The organism is Pseudomonas juntendi (assembly GCF_021560075.1).
Taxonomy (GTDB): domain Bacteria; phylum Pseudomonadota; class Gammaproteobacteria; order Pseudomonadales; family Pseudomonadaceae; genus Aquipseudomonas; species Aquipseudomonas juntendi.
Window position 1 is genome coordinate 1,426,418 of record NZ_CP091088.1, and the last position, 19,774, is coordinate 1,446,191.

At 59.2% G+C, this 19,774-nt stretch carries 18 protein-coding genes and 1 tRNA gene; 13 read left to right on the forward strand and 6 right to left on the reverse strand.

Translation table 11 applies throughout. The features are described 5' to 3' along the window. Positions 1 to 33 precede the first annotated feature (33 nt). Together L1P09_RS06470 and L1P09_RS06475 are read left to right on the forward strand one after the other, a co-directional pair. Positions 34 to 270 (forward strand): hypothetical protein, encoded by a 237-nt coding sequence (locus L1P09_RS06470; protein WP_009682021.1) that lies wholly within the window; start codon positions 34 to 36, stop codon positions 268 to 270. A gap of 177 nt (positions 271 to 447) precedes the next feature. Continuing rightward, positions 448 to 777, forward strand: coding sequence for a ribonuclease E inhibitor RraB (locus L1P09_RS06475; RefSeq protein ID WP_054881731.1), 330 nt, complete (start codon positions 448 to 450; stop codon positions 775 to 777). A 68-nt stretch (positions 778 to 845) separates the two neighbouring features. Here the strand turns inward: L1P09_RS06475 and L1P09_RS06480 are convergent, their stop codons facing one another. Continuing rightward, positions 846 to 1,646: a cytochrome c gene (locus tag L1P09_RS06480; RefSeq protein ID WP_235768619.1), complete on the reverse strand. Its 801-nt coding sequence runs from the start codon at positions 1,644 to 1,646 to the stop codon at positions 846 to 848. Positions 1,647 to 1,712: 66 nt separating this feature from the next. Then, positions 1,713 to 1,955 carry a hypothetical protein gene (locus L1P09_RS06485; RefSeq protein ID WP_235768984.1) on the reverse strand — a complete coding sequence of 81 codons (243 nt, stop codon included), beginning with the start codon at positions 1,953 to 1,955 and terminating at the stop codon, positions 1,713 to 1,715. Positions 1,956 to 2,173: 218 nt separating this feature from the next. Between L1P09_RS06485 and L1P09_RS06490 the strand changes: the two genes are divergently transcribed. After that, positions 2,174 to 2,905, forward strand: coding sequence for an amidotransferase (locus L1P09_RS06490; protein WP_029887109.1), 732 nt, complete (start codon positions 2,174 to 2,176; stop codon positions 2,903 to 2,905). Positions 2,906 to 2,959: 54 nt separating this feature from the next. Here L1P09_RS06490 and L1P09_RS06495 read toward each other — a convergent pair whose 3' ends face one another. Next, entirely contained in the window at positions 2,960 to 4,396 is a 1,437-nt protein-coding gene (locus tag L1P09_RS06495; protein ID WP_235768621.1) for a M48 family metalloprotease, read from the reverse strand. A gap of 123 nt (positions 4,397 to 4,519) precedes the next feature. Here L1P09_RS06495 and L1P09_RS06500 point away from each other — a divergent pair, with 123 nt between their 5' ends. Both L1P09_RS06500 and L1P09_RS06505 read left to right on the forward strand, forming a co-directional pair. Beyond that, on the forward strand, positions 4,520 to 4,759 hold the full coding sequence (locus L1P09_RS06500) for a sulfurtransferase TusA family protein (protein WP_009682015.1): 240 nt from the start codon (positions 4,520 to 4,522) through the stop codon (positions 4,757 to 4,759). A gap of 20 nt (positions 4,760 to 4,779) precedes the next feature. Beyond that, positions 4,780 to 5,850, forward strand: a complete 1,071-nt coding sequence (locus L1P09_RS06505; RefSeq protein WP_029887111.1) for an AI-2E family transporter — start codon at positions 4,780 to 4,782, stop codon at positions 5,848 to 5,850. 160 nt (positions 5,851 to 6,010) lie between these two features. On the opposite strand, the gene L1P09_RS06510 is transcribed toward L1P09_RS06505, so the two are convergent. Next, on the reverse strand, positions 6,011 to 6,484 hold the full coding sequence (locus tag L1P09_RS06510) for a peroxiredoxin (protein ID WP_192440529.1): 474 nt from the start codon (positions 6,482 to 6,484) through the stop codon (positions 6,011 to 6,013). Positions 6,485 to 6,494: 10 nt separating this feature from the next. After that, positions 6,495 to 7,055 carry a glycine cleavage system protein R gene (locus L1P09_RS06515; RefSeq protein WP_009682012.1) on the reverse strand — a complete coding sequence of 187 codons (561 nt, stop codon included), beginning with the start codon at positions 7,053 to 7,055 and terminating at the stop codon, positions 6,495 to 6,497. 259 nt (positions 7,056 to 7,314) lie between these two features. On the opposite strand from L1P09_RS06515, the gene dapA reads away from it, so the two are divergent. The 6 genes from dapA to L1P09_RS06545 all read left to right on the forward strand — a co-directional run bounded on the left by dapA (position 7,315) and on the right by L1P09_RS06545 (position 12,024). Next, complete coding sequence (gene dapA / locus L1P09_RS06520; RefSeq protein ID WP_009682011.1) at positions 7,315 to 8,202, forward strand: 4-hydroxy-tetrahydrodipicolinate synthase; 888 nt, start codon at positions 7,315 to 7,317, stop codon at positions 8,200 to 8,202. A 15-nt stretch (positions 8,203 to 8,217) separates the two neighbouring features. Further along, positions 8,218 to 9,339: an outer membrane protein assembly factor BamC gene (bamC, locus tag L1P09_RS06525; RefSeq protein WP_009682010.1), complete on the forward strand. Its 1,122-nt coding sequence runs from the start codon at positions 8,218 to 8,220 to the stop codon at positions 9,337 to 9,339. After that, positions 9,340 to 10,098, forward strand: coding sequence for an MBL fold metallo-hydrolase (locus L1P09_RS06530; protein WP_235768623.1), 759 nt, complete (start codon positions 9,340 to 9,342; stop codon positions 10,096 to 10,098). It abuts the gene before it with no gap. Between the two features lie 30 nt (positions 10,099 to 10,128). Further along, positions 10,129 to 10,839, forward strand: a complete 711-nt coding sequence (gene purC / locus L1P09_RS06535) for a phosphoribosylaminoimidazolesuccinocarboxamide synthase (RefSeq protein ID WP_004375217.1) — start codon at positions 10,129 to 10,131, stop codon at positions 10,837 to 10,839. A 91-nt stretch (positions 10,840 to 10,930) separates the two neighbouring features. Further along, positions 10,931 to 11,020: transfer RNA gene (locus L1P09_RS06540), tRNA-Ser, on the forward strand. A 110-nt stretch (positions 11,021 to 11,130) separates the two neighbouring features. Next, positions 11,131 to 12,024 (forward strand): tyrosine-type recombinase/integrase, encoded by an 894-nt coding sequence (locus L1P09_RS06545; protein ID WP_235768625.1) that lies wholly within the window; start codon positions 11,131 to 11,133, stop codon positions 12,022 to 12,024. Between the two features lie 107 nt (positions 12,025 to 12,131). Here the strand turns inward: L1P09_RS06545 and L1P09_RS06550 are convergent, their stop codons facing one another. Continuing rightward, entirely contained in the window at positions 12,132 to 12,551 is a 420-nt protein-coding gene (locus L1P09_RS06550) for a hypothetical protein (RefSeq protein ID WP_009681704.1), read from the reverse strand. Positions 12,552 to 13,248: 697 nt separating this feature from the next. Here L1P09_RS06550 and L1P09_RS06560 point away from each other — a divergent pair. Together L1P09_RS06560 and L1P09_RS06565 are read left to right on the forward strand one after the other, a co-directional pair. After that, entirely contained in the window at positions 13,249 to 18,207 is a 4,959-nt protein-coding gene (locus tag L1P09_RS06560; protein ID WP_009681705.1) for an AAA domain-containing protein, read from the forward strand. After that, positions 18,200 to 19,756 carry a hypothetical protein gene (locus L1P09_RS06565; protein ID WP_009681706.1) on the forward strand — a complete coding sequence of 519 codons (1,557 nt, stop codon included), beginning with the start codon at positions 18,200 to 18,202 and terminating at the stop codon, positions 19,754 to 19,756. The genes L1P09_RS06560 and L1P09_RS06565 overlap by 8 nt, the downstream gene beginning before the upstream one ends. Positions 19,757 to 19,774: the final 18 nt, after the last annotated feature.

The window sequence follows — 19,774 nt, forward strand, 5'->3', positions numbered from 1 at the left end:
ACCCTGTGTTCCTTGACTCAGAGGGTCCGTTAGATGAAAGAGTGGGAAGTCATTTTTGCCGACCAGAAGGGCGAACCGTCCACTCTGGTGTTGAAAGCCGAGCATCGTCCTAGCGAGGAAGAGGCGGCGAGGGCCATTCGTTCTCACCTGTTTCCGGTAATGGCCGAGCTGGACCTCAACGACTTCCAGGACCGCAGCATTTCCCCCACTGCACGCTGGCTGCGTGAGCACAGCGGCGTAATGATCAAAAGCATTGAGGAACAGCCCTAACCCACACGTTTGCGTGGTGCCTTGGCAGGCGCTACGCTGTCAGCAGGTGCTCGCCTAATATGCGGGCTGGCACCGCATACATTCGCGTCTTGCATCAGCTCGTACTGCCCGGCCGCTGCCGGCAGGTGCGCAGTAGCACGGAAAGTCTATCCATTGCATTATTCAGGAGGACGTTTCATGAGCAGCCAGAACGACGATATCAGCAGCAACGTCCTGCGCCAGATGAAAGCAGGCGGTTTCGACTTCACCCAGATCCACCCCATCGAGTTCTATGCCGTATTCCCCGACGAAGCCGGGGCGCGCCGTGCTGCCAGGCAGTTTCGCGGCGAATCGCTCAATGCCCAGGTGAAGGAGGGCGACGGTGGCTGGCACCTGGAACTGAGCAAGGTCATGTATGCCACCTATTGTGGGATTGGCGACTTTGAAGAGGCCTTCGAGCAGTTGGTGACGCCCTATGGCGGCGAGGTGGAGGGTTGGGGGGTCAAGCACGAGCGGCTCACGGCCTAGCAGCCCTGCGTGGCCATCATCTCAGGCACACCCGCGCCAGGCAGGGGCGGGTTTACCCTAAGCAGCCACTAACGCTTGCGCTTGGCCATATGCTGCAAATAGCCCAGCAGCGCATCCAGTTCCTTGTCGCTCAGCACGCTTTCGGCAAAGCCCGGCATCTTCGCCTGTGGCCACTGCCGCAGGCTTTGCGGGTCGCGGATCAACATGCGCAAATAACCCGGCTGAAAGTATTCGGTGGGGTTGTGCGGCACATTCAAGTCCGGCCCAACCTGCGCATCCCCCGCACCGTTCAGGCGGTGGCAGGCCATGCAGTTTTGCTGGAACAGGGCAAAGCCCTGGCGTACGGGGCTGTCGGCGGGTAGCGTCGGGTCGGGCAGCAGTGCCGGGTACCGCTGGGCTACCGGGGCGAGCTGGCGCAAGGTGGCGATCTGGAACGGCCATTGCTCCGGACGTATACCGCCGGCCTGCGCTGCTGTCCACACCAGGTAGAACGGCCCTGCGCCAGGTTTGCCTGCACCCAGCGGTGGCCAAGGTTGGTTGGGGTCTTCCACGGCTAGCCAGGCCTGCGCCGGGCCTTTCTGCAACAGCGGCGCAGCGGGCATTTCTGCGGCAAAACCGTCCAGTGCCACCGCCTGCAGGTGGTCGCTGGCGGTAACGCCAGGCAACAGTGCAGCCAACGGCACCGCCCGGTACTGCATGGGGCGGTTGTAGGCTACGTCCTGCTCGATGCGGATGGTCTGCGCTTGCGGGTGGCTGAGCAGTTCGTCGCTGCTCCACTGGCGCTGGGTAGCGCCGAGTTCAAGGTGCAGTTGTGCCGCCGACAGTGGCAGGCTCAGCAGCAGCGCAAGCAGGGCAAGGCAATGGCGCATGGGTACACTCCGACCAGAGAGGCCAGCAGGTTACCTGCGTACTGCCCGTAGACGCCACTGCTGCAGTCAGCCGAACAACCGTGTCAGGTTCGGCACGATCAGCAGCAATGTAGTGGCGAATAAAATAAGCCCGGCTTGGCGTATTTTCGAATGTCTGAACATGGCGGACCGCCTTCTTGTTGTTATTCCTGAGTACCCGTTGGCTTCCTTGTCGCGCTTCGGGTCGATCGCAATAGCGTGGTGTGGCGCCTTAACTGCCTGCCTTTTATGAGTGGATATACAACCAACAGTAGGGCGTGCGTTATCCATGTTCGAGAACTCTTTGTTCTAGTAGTCGAGACTTTCAGGCCTCATGGCTATGAGGCCATGTGCCATCTCGCTAGCATGCTCTCGCTAGACGGTGGCGCAGCCATCCATAGGGCGCCGACAAAATGTGACCGTTCGTCAGTGCCGCCTACTTGCTTGTACGTGCCTTTCGCGTCAGGCTCTACAGCAGATTCCCACCCATGTCGTTCAGGACTAATCCTATGTCGTTACGCATCTGCATCCTTGAGACCGATGTTCTGCGGCCGGAATTGACGGCGCAATACCAGGGCTACGGCAGGATGTTCGAGCAGCTGTTCTCGCGACAGCCGATTGCCGCAGAGTTTCGTGTGTACAACGTGATGAACGGCGATTACCCCGCCGACAGCGAAGTGTTCGATGCCTACCTGGTCACGGGCAGCAAGGCAGACTCGTTTGGTACCGATGCCTGGATCCAGACGCTGAAGGCCTACCTGTTGAAGCTTTACGCGCGTGGCGAGAAATTGCTGGGTGTGTGTTTTGGCCACCAGCTGCTTGCGTTGACCCTGGGTGGCAAGGCCGAGCGTGCCGACAAGGGCTGGGGCGTGGGCATTCACCGCTACTCGCTGGCGGCGCACGCCCCGTGGATGGACCCTGAGGTGTCGGAGCTGACCTTGCTGATCAGCCACCAGGACCAGGTGACCGAACTGCCGGAAGGCGCCACGGTCATTGCCTCCAGCGATTTCTGCCCGAATGCGGCGTATCACATCCGCGACCAGGTGCTGTGCTTCCAGGGCCACCCGGAGTTTGTCCACGACTACTCCCGCGCGCTGCTCGATGCGCGCCAGGAATACCTGGGCGACGAGGTGTACCAGAAGGCGGTGGCCAGCCTGGCCAGCGAGCACCAGGGCGACCTGGTGGGCGAGTGGATGTTGCGGTTCATCCAGCAGCCGGTCAGCAAACACGACGCGGCGTAATGGCCGGGGGCTGCTGCACAGCAGCCCGATCGTGCCCCACGGCCGCCCCGGGGCTCAGCGCCCCATCATGTCCCGGACCATGCGCTGCTGCTCCATGATCTCGCGTTGGCGCTGGTCAATCTGCGAAGCCAGCGGGAAATTCCCGCCGGCCCGGCGCTTGGCGTAATCCAGCTGCTGGATCGCCTGGTCAAAGTCCCCCACCAAGGTGAAGTACTCTGCCCGCGCCCGGTGCAAGCCGATGGTATTGCCCGACAAACCGCGCACCTCGGCCATGTCGTACCACACGTCCGGATCATCCGGCCGGCTTTTCACCAGCTCGTCCAGCACTTTCTCGGCTTCGGCAGGCTTGTTCAGCTTGACCAGCAAATCGGCGCGCACTTGTTTCAGCGGGTAGTTGCCGGGGTATAGCTGCTGCATGCGCTCGGCGCGCTGCTGGGCATCGGCCAGGCGATTGTTGGTGATGTCCAGGTCAATCTGCGCCAGGTTGTAGGTGATGTCGTTGGGCGCCTTGGCCAGTAGCGGCTTGAGCATTTCCCGCGCTTCGTTCAGCTGGCCGCCCTTGATCTGCGCCAGGGCCAGGCCATAGCGTGCAGCATCGAGTTTGGGGTCTTCGTCGAGCTGGGCACGGAAGCGCTTGGCCGCCAGCCCTGGGATGCCTTCGTAGATAAGCGCCACGCGGGCGCGAATCAGCTGGTAGCGTGCGCTGTCTTCGATACCGCCCGGTGGCGCCTGGTCGGCGCGGTTGCGGGTGTCGGCGATCCGCGACTCGGTCACCGGGTGAGTCAGCAGAAATTCCGGTGGCTTGGCGTCATAGCGATACTGGCGGGCCAGGCGCTCGAACATGGTTGGCATGTTGCGTGGGTCGTAGCCGGCCTTTTCCAGGTTCAGGATGCCGATGCGGTCCGCTTCCTGCTCATTTTGCCGCGAGAACCGGCGCTGCTCCTGAATGGCCGCCGCCTGGGTGCCGGCAATCATGCCGATGCCGGCGTCGCCAGCGCCCCCCGCCGCCAGTACGATCCCGGCCAGCAGCGCTGCCATCATCGGCAGTTGCATGCGTTGCTGGGCCTCGACGCCGCGGGCGAAGTGGCGTTGCGACAAGTGCGCCAGTTCGTGCGCCAGCACCGAGGCGTATTCGCCTTCCGTCTGTGCGTTGAGGAACAGCCCGCCGTTGACCCCCACAATGCCCCCGGGCGCAGCGAAGGCGTTGAGCTCGCGGCTGTCGATGAGGATGAACTCCAGGCGCCGGTCCTGCAGCTGGCTGGTCTCGGCCAGCTTGTACACGCTGGTTTCGACATAGTCCTTGAGTTGCGGGTCGTTGAGCTGGTTGACCTGGCCGCGCAACAGGCTCAGCCAGGCGCGGCCGAGCTGGTGTTCCTGCTGCGGTGAGACGATCGCGGAGCTGGCGTCACCCAGTGATGGCAGGTCGTCAGCATGGCCGGGGAGGGCCAACAGGCAGGCCAGCGTCAGCAGGGTAGGGCGCAGTAGTTTCATGCACGAAGCTCGCGTCGGTGTCAAAGATAGCTACTGTAGCGGGCTCACACGTTGGCGACCAGTGGCGCTATTCTAGGCAGCCCTGCCAACAAGCAGTCTGGCAATGCCTTTGGAGATCCTGCAATGAGTGACACCCTGACCTGCGACGCCGTACTCGACGCCAGCGGGCTGAATTGCCCTTTGCCGCTGCTCAAGGCCAAGATGGAGCTCAACCGCCTGGCCAGCGGCGCGGTGCTCAAGGTGATCGCCACCGACACCGGCTCGCAGCGCGACTTCCGCACTTTCGCCACGTTGGCCGGTCATACCCTGCTGCAGGAAACGGCCGAGGCCGGCACCTACACCTACTGGCTGCGCAAGGCCTGAGTCTTTACCAAGGATCGTCAATGTTCAAAGTGCTTCGCGACTGGGTGCAGCGCTACTTCTCCGATGAAGAAGCGGTGGTGCTGGCGGTCTTGCTGTTCCTGGCGTTCACGGCCGTGCTAACCCTGGGTGGCATGCTCGCGCCGGTGCTGGCGGGCATGGTGCTGGCGTTCCTCATGCAAGGCCTGGTCAATGCCCTGGAGCGCTTGCGGGTGCCCACGCGGTTGGCAGTGATGCTGGTATTTGCCCTGTTCATGGGGGCGCTGGCGCTGTTCATGCTGGTGTTGGTGCCGCTGTTGTGGCACCAGCTGATCACCCTGTTCAACGAGCTACCGGGCATGCTCGGCAAGTGGCAGTCGTTGTTGCTGTTGTTGCCCGAGCGTTACCCGCACCTGGTGTCGGACGAGCAGGTGCTGCATGCCATCGAATCGGTGCGCGGTGAAATCGGCAAGTTTGGCCAATGGGCGCTGACCTTCTCGCTGTCCAGCCTGCCATTGCTGGTCAATGCCATGATCTACCTGGTGCTGGTGCCGATCCTGGTGTTCTTCTTCCTCAAGGACCGCGAACTCATCGGCCGCTGGGTCAGTGGCTACCTGCCACGCCAGCGCACCCTGCTGAACCGGGTGGGTAGCGAGATGAACCGGCAGATCGCCAACTACATCCGTGGCAAGGGCATCGAGATTCTGATCTGTGGCATTGCCACCTACATCGCGTTCATCAGCCTCGGGCTCAATTATGCCGCGCTGCTGGCGTTGCTGGTGGGGCTGTCGGTGGTGGTGCCCTATGTGGGCGCGGTAGTGGTAACGGTGCCGGTCACGCTGATTGCACTGTTCCAATGGGGCTGGGGCGATCAGTTCATCTACCTGATGACGGTGTACGCGATCATCCAGGCGCTGGATGGCAACGTGCTGGTGCCGCTGCTGTTTTCCGAGGCCGTGAGCCTGCACCCGGTGGCGATCATTTGCGCGGTGTTGTTGTTTGGCGGGCTGTGGGGGTTCTGGGGGATCTTCTTCGCCATCCCGCTGGCGACCCTGATCAAGGCTGTGCTGGATGCCTGGCCGCGGCAGGAGCCTATTGTTTCACCGATGCTGTAAATTTGGGGCTGCTTTGCAGCCCATCGCGACACAAGGCCGCTCCTACAGGCATCGCGATTTCCGATGATGCCGGCCCGCCCCCTCAGTACTGCCGGCCGCCCCCGCCCGGCGTAGGAGCGGCCTCATGTCGCGTAAGGGGCGCAAAGCGCCCCCAACGATCTCAAGCCTTGTTCAGTGCCTGAGCTGCTGCCAGCACGGCATCCACATGCCCGGGCACCTTCACCCCACGCCATTCCTGGCGCAGCACACCGTCCTTGTCGACCAGGAAGGTGCTGCGATCGACGCCCATGTACTCCTTGCCATACAGCTTCTTCAGCTTGATCACGTCGAACAGCTGGCACAGGGCCTCGTCCCTGTCGCTGATCAGCTCGAACGGGAAGCCTTGCTTGGCCTTGAAGTTCTCGTGCGACTTCAGGCCGTCACGCGACACGCCGAACACCACGGTGTTGGCTGCGGCAAAGGCTTCATGCTGGTCGCGGAAGCCCTGGCCTTCGGTGGTGCAGCCCGGGGTGCTGTCCTTCGGGTAGAAGTACAGCACCACCTGCCGGCCCTTGAGGTCGGCCAGGCTCACGGTTTGCCCGCCGGTGGCCTGGGCCTGGAAGTGCGCTACAGGTTGGTCGAGTGCTACAGCCATGATCGCTTCCTTACATTGGGTTCTGTGGGCGCCATGGCTCGATCAGCGCATCGAGGTTCAGGGCGTCGGCAAAGTCCAGGAACTGGTCACGCAACCAGCTGATTTGCGTGCCGGCCGGCAAAATGACGGTGAACTGGGCATTGAGCATGCTGCTGCCGGTCTGCGGCGCCAGGTAGGTATCGCACGTCATGGCTTCCAGCTCGACGCGGTGGTCGAGGAAGAACTGGCACAGCTCGTTGATGATGTCCGGGCGGTAGGCGGCGCTGACGTAGGCCACATAAGGCAGGGCCTGCGGGCGTACCTCCTGGTCGGCGCTGCGCACCACGTCCAAGGTCAGGCCGTGCTTCTTGCCCAGGCTTGGCAACATGGCTTCAAGGCGGGCCAGGGCGTCCCAGCTGCCGCCTACCTGCAGCACCAGGGCGCTGGTTTCGCCGTGGCGGCTCAGGCGCGAGGTAACCACCGCGCAGCGGTTTTCGAAGGCAGCGCGGCTGAGGACGTTGGCCAGTTCCATGGGGTTGGGCCCCAAGGCACTGATGACGAGGAATTGTTCGCGGACGGTGGGGGTGGACATGCAGCATTCCTAAAGCGATGAGCGGTCGGTACAGGACGGGAGAAAGCCTCCAGTCGGCAGGGCCCGGGGCTCGCATGCGAGGTCTTGGACGCTGGCCGGGAGCAAGGTCGACGGCCCGGCGGGCCGCGCTGCACCGATCAAAGCATCAAGGGTAGCGAAATAAGGCGCCGAGGGGAATGCTCCGCCCGCCTGCTTCGCTTGTGCAAGGCCGATGCCCCCAGTACCATTACCGCTCTCTTTTTCCGGCAGGAGCAGTTACATGATTGCGGGCAGTATGGTGGCATTGGTCACACCCATGGATGCACAAGGGCGTGTTGACTGGGGCAGCCTCGACAAACTTGTAGACTTCCACCTGGAAAACGGCACCCATGCGATCGTCGCTGTCGGCACCACCGGTGAGTCGGCCACGCTCGATGTCGAAGAGCACATCCTGGTCATCAAGCATGTGGTCGAGCGCGTCAAGCGCAGCAACAAGCCCATCCCGGTCATCGCCGGTACCGGTGCCAACTCCACTGCCGAAGCCGTGCACCTGACCCAGAACGCCAAGAATGCCGGCGCCGATGCCTGCCTGCTGGTGGTGCCGTACTACAACAAGCCAACGCAAGAAGGCCTGTACCAGCACTTCAAGCACATTGCCGAAGCCGTCGACATCCCGCAGATCCTCTACAACGTGCCGGGCCGCACCTCCTGCGACATGCAGGCCGAGACCGTGATCCGCCTGTCGACTGTGCCGAACATCATCGGTATCAAGGAAGCCACCGGCGACCTGGCCCGTGCCAAGGCCATCCTGGAAGGCGTTGCCAGCGACTTCATCGTCATGTCTGGCGATGACCCGACCGCTGTCGAGTTGATCCTGATGGGCGGCAAGGGCAACATCTCCGTCACCGCCAACGTCGCCCCGCGCGAAATGGCCGATATGTGCGAGGCCGCCCTTGCGGGCGATGCCGAGAAGGCCCGCGCTATCAACGAAAAACTCATGCCACTGCACAAAGAGCTGTTCTGCGAAGCCAACCCCATCCCGGTGAAGTGGGCGCTCGTTGAAATGGGCCTGATGAAAAAGGGTATTCGCCTGCCGCTGACCTGGCTCAGCGAAGGTTGCCACGACAAAGTCCGTACTGCCTTGCGCCAGTCCGGCGTACTGGTTTAAGAGGAAGTACACCGCATGAAGCGACTGGCTGGTCTTTCTGCCCTTGCCCTGATTATCTCCAGCACCAGTGGGTGTGGCTGGCTGTGGGGCGAGGATGGCTATTTCCGCGACCGCGGCAGCGACTACCTGCAGGCGCACCCTACCGCGCCCATGCAGCTGCCGCCGGACGCCAGCAACGTCAAGCGGCTCGACCCGCTGTTGCCAATTCCGCGTAACGTCGCCGATGACAACGTCACGGGCGAGTACGAAGTGCCGCGGCCGCAACCGTTGACCGGTGGCGCTGGCCAGGTCACCGACTACAGCCTGCAGCGCAGCGGTAGCAGCCGTTGGGTGCTGGCCCAGCACTCGCCGGCCGAGGTGTGGCCGGTGGCCCGCCAGTTCTTCGAGGACAACGGCTTCCGTATCGACGAAGAGCGCCCGCAGACCGGTGAATTCAACACCAGCTGGCAGCGCTTCGACGAGCTGTCGGCATCGCTCGGCCAGCGCCTGGCCAGCACTGCCAGCAGCGCTGACAGCGAAGTGCGCGTACGTGTGCGCATGGAGCCTGGCGTGCAACGCAACACCTCCGAGGTGTATGTGGTCAGCGTCGAGCGCCCGGCCGGCAGCACCGCCGAGCCCGCGTTCCCGTCCACCTCCGCCAATGCCGGCGCCGATGCCCTGCTGGTCGACGAAATGCTGGCCAGCATGAACCGCAGCGCCGAGAAGGGCGGTTCGGTGTCGCTGCTGGCTGAGCGTGATTTCGACGCGCCAAGCCGCGTCAGCCTGAGCGAGGACGGCAGCGGTAACCCGGTACTCTACCTGGGCTCCGACCTGGACCGCGCCTGGTCGGGTGTAGGTCGCGCCCTGGAGCAGGGTGGCCAGTGGCGTGTCGAGGACATCAACCGCAGCCTGGGCCTGTACTACATCAACCTGTCGGAAAAGCCTGAAGACAAGCAGAACCAGCCGGGCTTCTTCGGCCGCCTGTTCGGCAGCGAGCCCACCAAGGAAGAGCGTGAAGCCCGTGCCGAGCGCTACCAGGTGCGCCTGAGCAAGGTGGGTGAAAGCGTGCAGGTCACCGTCGAGAAAAACATCAACACCGTGGCGCCGCCCGATGTCGCCCGCCGCGTGCTGAGCGCCATTCAGGACCACCTGGGCTAAGTGCGCTTCGCGGTACTCGGAAGCGGCAGCCAAGGGAACGGCACGCTGATCGCCAGTGGTGACACGTTCATCCTGGTCGATTGCGGCTTTTCCCTGCGCGAAACCGAGCGGCGCCTGGCGCTGCTCGGGGTTTCGCCGGCGCAACTCAGTGCTGTGCTGGTCACCCACGAACATGCCGACCACGTGCATGGGGTCGGCTTGCTGTCACGGCGCTACAATGTACCGGTCTACCTCAGCCAAGGCACCCTGCGCGGCATGCGCAAGCCGGTGGAGGTGGCCGGTTTTCTGGCCTGTGGCCAAAGCCTGCATATCGGCAGCCTGCAAGTGAACGCCGCGCGGGTAGAGCACGACGCCTACGAGCCCTTGCAGTATGTGGTCGGTGACGGCAAGCGCCGTTTTGGCATGCTCACCGACCTGGGCTCGTACGACGCGCTGTTGCTGGAACGCTACCAAGGCCTGGATGCACTGCTGATCGAGGCCAACCACTGCCGCGACCTGCTTGCGCGCGGTCACTACCCGGCGTTCTTGAAGCGGCGGGTAGGGGGCATGCAAGGGCATTTGAACAATCACCAGGCCGCGCGCCTGGTGCACGAGTTGGGCTGGAACAACCTGCAGCACCTGGTGCTGGCCCACCTCAGCAGCAAGAACAACCTGCCACATCTGGCGCGCCAGTGCTTCGTCGACACCCTTGGGTGCGACCCGGACTGGCTCCAGGTGGCGAATCAGGAACACGGGCTCGACTGGCGCGAAATCGCCTAGCCCAACACCTCAAGCAAGCGGAGCCCAATCATGGAAAAACGCGACGAACTCTACCGCGGCAAGGCCAAATCGGTTTACAAGACCGATGACGCCGACCGCTTGATCCTGCTGTTCCGTAACGACACGTCGGCGTTCGACGGCAAGCGCATCGAACAGCTCGACCGTAAAGGCATGGTGAACAACAAGTTCAACGCCTTCATCATGCAAAAGCTGGAAGAAGCCGGCGTGCCGACCCAGTTCGACAAGCTGCTGGGCGACAACGAATGCCTGGTCAAGAAGCTGGACATGATCCCGGTCGAATGCGTAGTGCGTAACTACGCGGCCGGCAGCCTGGTCAAGCGCCTGGGCGTTGAAGAAGGCATCAAGCTGGAGCCCTCCACCTTCGAGCTGTTCCTGAAAAACGACGAGAAGGGCGACCCGTTCATCAACGAGTCCCACGTTGTCGCGTTCGGCTGGGGCACCGCCGAGCAGTTGGCAGAAATGAAAAAGCTGTCGTTGAAGGTCAACGAAGTGCTGAGCAAGCTGTTCGATGACGCCGGCCTGCTGCTGGTCGACTTCAAGCTGGAGTTCGGCGTATTCCACGGCCAGATCGTGCTGGGTGACGAGTTCAGCCCAGACGGTTGCCGCCTGTGGGACAAAGAAACCCGCAAGAAGATGGACAAGGACCGCTTCCGCCAGGGCCTGGGCGACGTGATCGAAGCCTACGAAGAAGTTGCCAAGCGCCTGGGCGTACCGCTGTAAGCGGTGCGTTCACGCAAGCGCCTGATACCACGCGATTTTTTTTAAAAAAAGGTTTGCGTTTTAAAAGAACGCTGGTATGATGCGCGGCATTGGAGAGATGCCGGAGTGGTCGAACGGGACGGATTCGAAATCCGTTGTACTGGCAACAGTACCTAGGGTTCAAATCCCTATCTCTCCGCCATATTAAAGGCCCCGAGCGCTGTATAGCCCTCGGGGCTTTTTTCATTTGGGGGAATTTTGGGGGAATGGGGGAGCGTGTATTTCCCCTAGGCGTTCGCTATCATTTCCCCCATGGCCTACTACGAAAAGCGCGGGGACGCCTGGCGCGCCCAGATCCGCCGCAAAGGATATCCAACCCTTTCCGCCACCTTTGACACCAAGGCAGAAGCCCAGCGATGGGCCGCCGAGATCGAAGGCGATATGTCGCGCGCTCGATTCGTCGACATGCGCGAAGCCGAGAGCACCACGCTCGCCGAGGCCCTGGACCGCTACCTGTCAGAAGTCACGTCCACCAAGAAGGGCGCCAAGCAGGAACAGGTTCGCATCAAGAAGTGGAAAGAGCACAAGCTGGCCAGCAAGGGGCTCGCCGCGATCCGCTCGAGCGACATGGCAGCGTATCGCGATGCTGAACTGAGGCAAGGGAAGTCTACGGCAACAGTACGCCTCAACCTGGCGGTGATCAGCCATCTCTACACCGTGGCCACCAAGGAATGGGGTATCGAGGGACTGACCAATCCGTGCCGAGCTATACGGATGCCCAAGGGCAGCAAGGAAAGGGATCGGCGCCCGACGCCGGCAGAGCTCGCCGCACTGTACAAGGCAGCCGGCCAGATGAATGCCCAGCTTCCGGTGTTCATTGAGCTGGCGGTGGAGACGGCGATGCGCCGGTCTGAGCTGTTGATGCTGCGCCGTGACCAGGTGCGCGGCAAAGTGGCCTATTTGGAAGACACCAAGAACGGTGAGCGGCGCGCCGTGCCATTGTCATCCCGGGCGATCGCTCTGTTGGAGGGCTTGCCCACGCCGATCGGTGGCGGCCGGTACTTCAACCTGGCACTCAACACGATCAGCAACTACTTCCCCCGGGCCTGCGTGGCCGCCGGAATCGAAGGCCTACGCCTTCACGACCTCCGCCATGAGGCGACCAACATTGCAAATGTTTCGCAAAACACAGCTATTACCCTGTAGGGGGCGAGCCTGACCGCATCGGCCTCATGCGTTGCGCATAAGGGGAGCACACTGAATTCGGAAAGTCATGCGCTACGGTTTTCGCGAACTGCTATGGGTGGGATTTCTTATACGTCTGGATCGGGAAGCCCGGCACTACTGAGCACCTTTCGAAGCACTTCGCGCTCTTCGCGATATGTCCAGGCACTTGGATGGTGGATTGCAAAATTCCGCGATGCCTCTTCCCAAGAGGTGTACCAGCTATCTTTTGCAGCGATGAACACCGGCGGGCGTCCTTCGAATTGGTCGCTGGTGATGTCAATGACGACGCCATCTAACTCAATCCAGGCATGAGAGCCACCGTCCTTTTCGCCGCAAACATACTCAACCCGCAACCCAAGCTGCGTATTGAAATAGTCACCGAGCAGTTCAGACACCACGCCGCAGCAGCCACATGGAAATTTCTTCAAGTGGTCCGGGAGTTGATCCAAGCCCTTCTGCTTCTCAAGCTCTTCCCGGAAGGCGTAGGCGACAAGGATATAGTCCAATGGGCTTTCCTCGGTATTCGTAATGAGTTCAGCGTCTCACGAGTCGCCGGAAACGAAAGGCCATAATCTGCCCTAATTGCTCGCGCCATCAGGTCACACAACGAAATATGTCCTGAAGATAACGGACTTGGTCGAAATCCCAACTCAATGCCGCAATTTTCCCACACCCAAGCGGTTTTCAACCCTCAATCCCGGCCCGCAACGGTACGAAACCTACGCCAAGCACAGCTCGAATGCCCGGCGAAGGGTGTTTTGATCAACGCTGAGGTACGGCTTGCTGTGATCCAGGTGTTGTTGGCCCAGGATAGTTTGCAGAGTCTCAACGTCACCTATCGCGGCCAGAGCTCGGGCAGCCAGCGAGCGCCGTCCACTATGCGAGCTACCGGGCTTTATAGCCGGCGGATCACCTGTTGGAGTGCGTGACAGGCCCGGTAAACCTTGCCGCCTTTCTCGCCTGTCCGCCAATTCGGCAGGCTGGGCTGACACTTGATCAGTTGTATCGTTTGTTTTCCTATTCCATTTGTATCAGTCTTGGCACTGGGCAAGCTTACAGGCTTTGCCAGTGTCTGAAGCCAACACCGACAGAGTGTTTCAAAAGCCAGCAGGAGCTGTGGTCGAACGCAAGCAGGTTGCCATGGAGGCACTATTGCCTCTAGCGCCTTAAGGTCGCTCGCAGGTCAGCAGTAGGGAAGCCAATATGCAAATCATCGTTCGGGGCAATGGGCTGCACAAAAGCGAGACAAATGCTCTGGATCAGATGCAGAAGCATCTGCGGGACAGTTGGTATGGCTACGCTTCAGTGCTAGTGGCCGACAAGCAAGGCTCGATGGAATTTGACCTTATTATCGTCACCCATGACCGGCTGCTGGTTGTCGAGCTCAAGGAATGGCATGGCAAGCTGACTAGCTACGATGGCAACTGGATCATAACGACCAAGCGTGGCGAGCAGAACCGAGGCAAAAGCGCATATCACCGTAAGCGCGACCAGGGCTACCGCCTGGCAGCCATCCTAAAGACTGAACTTGAACACAAGCTGGGGTATTGCCCCTATGTCGAGGCGCATGTCGTACTCTGCGGCAGCGCTACCCCGGAGTACCTACCGGAAAACGAACGTCAGTTCGTCCACACCCTGGAAGACTTTCTGAAGATCGGCGGTAAACACTACGAAGATTACGTTCAGAAAGTCAGGATGATCATATTCGATGAGATGGGCAGGTCGCGTCCGAACCAGAACCAGCCCATTTTTGACAGCTTCTTTCGTGGAAGTCGTGTCGAGCTCGCAGAGTTTCAATATCTTGAATACACGGCAGCCATTGCACCTGACCGTGTGCATGACCAGCACCTGTTCAGTGAGTACCCCGCCACGAACGCCGGCCCACCCATCAGCAAAGCCATGATGCGTCGCTGGGATCTGGCAGCACTGGGCCTGGCGTTTCACGATGACGAAACATGGCGTCGGATCGTTACCCGCGAGGACTTTGTGTTCCGAACCGCCAGCGCTGCCAACAGCCCACTGGAAGACTTCCTGCTGAGGCCCCTGTCTCCCATGGTGGAAGACAACATCACAAGCGACTGTGTTGAGTTGTTCGAGTTGCGCAAGAACACCCTGCGCCTTGAGCAGCATCTCAATCTTCACGGCCATAAATGGTCGGTGGATGATCGTCTCGACCTGACCAAAGCCTTACTTGCGCCCTTTGCTGAAATGCACAGCATGGGCTTCGCCCATCGAGATATTGATACCCAGAACCTTTGGTACTCACAGGATTCGCGCATTGTGCTGGCCTCAAGCTTTCATGCAGCGTTCATTCCTGACAAGGGCACAGTCAAGGATCTGGCTGAGCGCCTGAAAAGCAGCTCTACGCTGCTGCCCGAGGATGTCTACGCGGCCGAAGGGGATGTCCTCAGCCCTTTTGCGAAGGATGTGTACCTCTTGGCCCTTGTGGCCCACAAGATTTGCTTTCATGGCGCCAAGTTTGTCCTGGAAGAGGGAATTCCCGTCTGGCGTTCGATACCCAATGATCCCTTCGATGGCGAGTTGAATACTTTTTTTGCCAAGGCAATGGATCTTGAGCCGGAGAACCGCTTTGCCAACGCCTCGGAAATGCTTGCCGAGTTAAACACCCTGGCAATCGGCAAACCGCTGCAATACGACGACACACAGGAGGTCATGCAGGAGATCGCCAAAGGCGACTTCATCAAGGCCGACTGGAACCCTTACATGCTGATGAGTTACTTCCCTCCAGCACCGGGTGTAATCCCTGAGACGACAGCTGAGAAGATGGTCTATCGGTGCGTATTTGAAGGCGAAGAGGCACTTCTCAAATTCTGGCCGAAGGCTGTTGTAGACATCAAGAACCCTGGCATCAATCGCCGAATTCTGCGCATGCGTAAGCGTATCGAGCAGACTCTGGAAGACGAGTTACCATTACCGAGCCTGTTGAGCCATGGCATGTTTGCCAGCGGCAACGGACTGTTTGTGGTCACTCGGTTTGAGGAGGGCAAAAGCTGGCCAGATTTCATTGCAGGTCTGGACACTCTTGAAAAAAAGCTAGAGGCGGCCTCGGCGCTGTGCAACCTGCTGATCAATGTTCATGGCAGAGATTTCGCACATGGAGATCTGCACCCAGGCAACATTCTGGTGTGCCCAAGCCAGGCGGATGAGCTACTGTCCCTCATCTTCATTGACGCCCTGGATTTTGGCGATACGTCAGATCCGTACAACGTTGAGTATGGCCCGATCAATCCGGCGAGCACCGACAGCTTCGGGCGAGATTGCTATGCGGTCTATCAGATCGTTGAGGAGCTTCTGGGGGAGGAAGCTCCCAAGGCCCTAGCCATCGAGTTTGCCTTGGCCAAGGAGCAGCCTAACGGCATTCCGGTAGCCATCGATCCATTGGATGAAAGCATCAAGGCCGAACTTGAGGCCCTGAAAAAACCCTCACTCCCTGAAATACAGCCCCTCAAATTCGTAGCTGACGTTTTCAAGTGGCCTGCTACAGAAATGCTGCTTCAGGCAGGTGAATCGGCGTACTACCTGCAAGTCGAGCGTGCTGATCGTAACCCAGAGCAGCTGTACATAAAGATCACTGCGCAGGATAAGCGACTTAGTTTCAATTTCGACCCTGTGCGAGAGACCTTGTCGTCTGCATGGCTGTCGGACGTATCCTTCAGCGATTACATTTCCGCAGGCCATAAAGCTCAGGCTACCTTCACCCAACCTATTGCCATTCAGAAAGGTATTTCCACCAAGGCAACGGAAGAGGCATTCGTCCGCTTCCTGTTAAACCAGGAGCCCGTGCAGAGCTTCCTCAAGAAGTCTGATGAGGTGGAAGGCGAGGAGGTTGTCGAGGATGAATGTGATGCTTTCGTCGATCAGACAGTAAGGCCCTTCACCATTTGGAAGGCCATGCTGGAGACGGAGGGCGACCAATTGATGAGGGTTGAGATTGAAAACGCGACCTTCGAGGAGAGCCAGACCGGAGCGCTGCTAATCCCCTATGTGGCGCAGAATGGCCGGGATCTGGACTTCAACGAGGATGCAGGTGATATCGGCATCTACCTAGATGGTGAAAGTCGTCCATTTGGGGAAGTGGTTGCCGAGGAATGCAGCTCGACCCGACTGGCAGTGCGCATGTTTTCTGCCGGCATTCGCAGCGTGAAGCAAAAGCTGACTCCTGGTACGGAGCTGATTTTTGAGTCAAAACTCAACAATGCATCACGTGAGCGCCGCAAAAAAGCGATGGAGCGCGTGCTGAATGGTGTATCCCGCATCTCGAACCTGCCCGCCTATTTTGATCAGGACGGTGCACAGCAATCGAAAGTCATTGGCAAGATTCCAGAAGAAGTGGCGATCAGGGCTCGATACGACTCTGAATTCGAGCAACTGAACCCCCGGCAAATTGTGGCCTTCCAGCGAACCGTCTCCGAGGGCCCGATTTCTGTCCTCCAGGGCCCGCCAGGCACTGGCAAGACCGCTTTTGTCACCAAGCTGATCCACTACCTGTTCGAAAATGAGTTGGCGGGGAATATCCTTCTGGTGGGGCAATCGCATGCTTCGGTAGACACTGTGGCGATCAAGGCCCGAGAGCTGTGTTCAGCGCTTGGTACAGACTTGAGCGTCATTCGCCTGGGTCATGAATCGGCTATCGATGACCAAATGCTCCAGTGTCATTCCAGTTCGATCCAGCGCCAAATTCGCTACAAGTTTCAGCGTGAATATGAAAAGCGGATCAATGCGCTTTCCTCCCGCCTGATGCTCAGCCAGGAACTGGTGGAGGAATTGGCCAAACTGCATCGCAGCATCAGCCCAATTCTTGATCGAGTGCGCACGTATACCAAGCAGAGAGATGAAATTGCCGCCAAGCGCCAAATCAGTGAAGAAACGCGCATCGACAAGGTCATGGGCTATGACGCCAAGATCAAAAGCTGTGTGGAGTCGCTTCAGCACCACATGGACAGCCGAAAGTATGAGTTCAATCTACCATCACCTGCTGCTCCGGAGTTCTGGAGCGAGCTGTCCACTCAGGTGGCACGGCAGCATGGCGTCACCAATCAGCTGGCACTTCAGCGGTTGAACAATCTGATTGGAATCAGCCAGGACTGGATTGACGTATTGGGCTCAGGGGCTGCGAACTATGACAAGTTCCTGGTCAAGACCTCGCAACTGGTGTGCGGCACTCTGGTGGGAATCGGGGCGGGCGGTATTCACATTGAGGAGATGGAGTTCGACTGGGTCATTGTTGATGAAGCAGGGCGAGCACAAGCTTCGGAATTGATGATCGCTATGCAGTGCGGTCGCCGTGTTCTCCTGGTGGGTGACCACAAGCAGTTGGCGCCCATGTATGAGAAGAAACATATACGAGAGGTCGCCAGGAAGCTGCAGATTGATGAACGGGAGGTGCTCAAAACCGATTTTGAGCGCGCCTTTCTCGTGAACAATGGCATTGCCTTGGATACTCAGTACCGGATGATTGAGCCGATCGGCAAGGTCGTCAGCCATTGCTTCTATAACAACGAGCTGTACAGCTTCCGCAAGAAAGCTGATCCCTGGTGCTCGGAATTGCCTTATCCCTTGAACAAACCAGTCAGCTGGATCGACAGCGGCACAGGGGAGCGGGCGGTCAATGAAGACGAGCCTCAGAAAGGCAAGTTCGTGAACAAGCATGAGGTCGCTGTGTGCCTGCATCTGCTGCGGCAACTGGCACGCCCCGAGCACATGGAAAAGCTCAACGCCAAGCGCACTCCAATGAGCCCACAGCCGATTGGCTTAATCACGATGTACCGGGGGCAGAAACGTCTGATCGAAGAGGAACTGAGTCGAGCGGAATGGGCGGCCCCACTGCGCGATGCCGTCAGGATTGATACTGTAGATTCCTATCAGGGCAGCGAGAATGCTTTATTAATCCTCAGCTTAGTTAGGAATAATGACAAGGGTCTTCAAGGTTTCCTGGTAGATCAATCCAGGATCAATGTGGCGTTGTCCCGAGCCAAGGATCGCCTGGTGATCATCGGCTCCAAGCGCATGTGGAGTGGCGTGAACGCACCTTCCGCGTTGGGCAGCGTTGTTCGCTATGTATCCGAGCAGCACGCCATTTCGCCAGATGATTACGAAATCGTTGACGGCACCACAGTGATTGAGGGCCAGCGCAATGAATGATGAATATCAAGCCGCCGACGCCTCTGGCTTTCGCATCTGCAACACCATTTCCCTATTGGTGCCGGCGTATCAATACCAGATCAACTGTGCTTGGACGAAGGAGGTTTCCCTTCCTGCGGTTGAGGAGTTTACCTGCCGCTTGCTGCTGGCCTTGCAGGAAGTGCTGCCTGGCGAGATCCGAGATTATTTCGGCCTGTCTAAGCGCGAATGTGACGTGTTGATCGAGACGCTCATCCGTAACAAGCTGGCGGTCTACACCAATGATGGGCATCTGACGCCGTCATCGATGCTTATGGATCGCACCAAGGGCAGTTCATCGGCCAGTCCGAGCCTCACCAAGTATGAGGAGAGGATTGAGCGCCCCATCTTCGAGCTGCTCACCAAGACGATCATGCCGCCAAGCCAGCACAACCGAACCCGCTGGGGGCTTCCACAGATCCCTGTGCCGCCAGAAAGCAAGGGGTGGTCTGTACTGGCTGTCGCGGATGCCTTCGGCGATCAATACCGAGCTTTCCTAGATTTCTCGAAACTCTCCGAGTCGGAAACCCGCAAGACCCGACTCTACAAGGTCGGCACCTGTGACCAGATGGCCCCAGTCAATATCCAAGTGGATCTGGAAATCGGCTTGTTGCCAACGCAGGCCGGCAATGTTGAGATCATCAAACGTGTCGCCGAGAAAGTCGGGGGTACTCGCCAGCGCCCGTTAAGCATGGATCTGGAAGCCAAGATATCCGACTACCTCAACAGTCTCAGGATGCCCAAGGACGGGATGAGTCCACAGGAATACTGCCAGGAGTTCAAAGACGAGGTACTAGCACGTTACCTGGACGATCGAGGGTTGGACATCAACTCATGGCTGATCGATCACAAGGATCGCAAAACCGGGTATGGCAACCAGGAAACAAGGGCGATGATTGGACCCTTGTATGACAACAACAACCGAATCACTCTAGGCCGCATGCTGGAAGACCTCTCCAAGGACTGGCCTGAGGGTACGATTCACTCTGCCCTATGGTTGTCGAGCTCTGTCCCTCTTTGGGCGGCCAATGGAACGCTGCTGAGCGATTTCTGCCGCAAGACAGCAGAAAAGCTGAGCGAAGCCCCACATGTCAAAGGCAAGATCACTGCGATCCTGCCATTCGATGACAAGAAGGAGTTCGGCCAGCTGCGCAGCACCTACCATAACCGTATTCCAAACGGGATCGCGTTCGAAGGATCGGATCTTCAGGATCGTTTTGAAATCTTCTTGATCCCCGGCCAGCTCGCTGTGGTGCAGTACCACTTCCAGCCGAGCGATGATAGTGCTGCAACCGTGCCGATTGGCTACATCACCCGTGATCCTGTGCGTGTTGCCCACATCGACAATTTCCTCAACTCTCGGCTGTCCGGTCGGGGAGAGGGTTTTGTTGTGTGGAGCGAGGATTCGGAGAAGGACATCACCAATCACATGGAAAAGGATCGTCTAGAGCTGATTCAATCCAGTAGCCTGGGCTTTCCTATGACTAGTCAGGTGAAGCTTACAATTAGAAAGCCGCCCAGAAAGTGGTAAGTGAGCTTAAAACGGTTA

Bases quoted from the DNA above. Each gene is read 5' to 3' on its own strand.
- L1P09_RS06470 (WP_009682021.1), top strand. From the start codon at position 34: ATGAAAGAGTGGGAAGTCATTTTTGCCGACCAGAAGGGCGAACCGTCC.
- L1P09_RS06475 (WP_054881731.1), top strand. From the start codon at position 448: ATGAGCAGCCAGAACGACGATATCAGCAGCAACGTCCTGCGCCAGATG.
- L1P09_RS06480 (WP_235768619.1), bottom strand. From the start codon at position 1,646: ATGCGCCATTGCCTTGCCCTGCTTGCGCTGCTGCTGAGCCTGCCACTG.
- L1P09_RS06485 (WP_235768984.1), bottom strand. From the start codon at position 1,955: ATGGATAACGCACGCCCTACTGTTGGTTGTATATCCACTCATAAAAGG.
- L1P09_RS06490 (WP_029887109.1), top strand. From the start codon at position 2,174: ATGTCGTTACGCATCTGCATCCTTGAGACCGATGTTCTGCGGCCGGAA.
- L1P09_RS06495 (WP_235768621.1), bottom strand. From the start codon at position 4,396: ATGAAACTACTGCGCCCTACCCTGCTGACGCTGGCCTGCCTGTTGGCC.
- L1P09_RS06500 (WP_009682015.1), top strand. From the start codon at position 4,520: ATGAGTGACACCCTGACCTGCGACGCCGTACTCGACGCCAGCGGGCTG.
- L1P09_RS06505 (WP_029887111.1), top strand. From the start codon at position 4,780: ATGTTCAAAGTGCTTCGCGACTGGGTGCAGCGCTACTTCTCCGATGAA.
- L1P09_RS06510 (WP_192440529.1), bottom strand. From the start codon at position 6,484: ATGGCTGTAGCACTCGACCAACCTGTAGCGCACTTCCAGGCCCAGGCC.
- L1P09_RS06515 (WP_009682012.1), bottom strand. From the start codon at position 7,055: ATGTCCACCCCCACCGTCCGCGAACAATTCCTCGTCATCAGTGCCTTG.
- dapA (WP_009682011.1), top strand. From the start codon at position 7,315: ATGATTGCGGGCAGTATGGTGGCATTGGTCACACCCATGGATGCACAA.
- bamC (WP_009682010.1), top strand. From the start codon at position 8,218: ATGAAGCGACTGGCTGGTCTTTCTGCCCTTGCCCTGATTATCTCCAGC.
- purC (WP_004375217.1), top strand. From the start codon at position 10,129: ATGGAAAAACGCGACGAACTCTACCGCGGCAAGGCCAAATCGGTTTAC.
- L1P09_RS06545 (WP_235768625.1), top strand. From the start codon at position 11,131: ATGGCCTACTACGAAAAGCGCGGGGACGCCTGGCGCGCCCAGATCCGC.
- L1P09_RS06560 (WP_009681705.1), top strand. From the start codon at position 13,249: ATGCAAATCATCGTTCGGGGCAATGGGCTGCACAAAAGCGAGACAAAT.
- L1P09_RS06565 (WP_009681706.1), top strand. From the start codon at position 18,200: ATGAATGATGAATATCAAGCCGCCGACGCCTCTGGCTTTCGCATCTGC.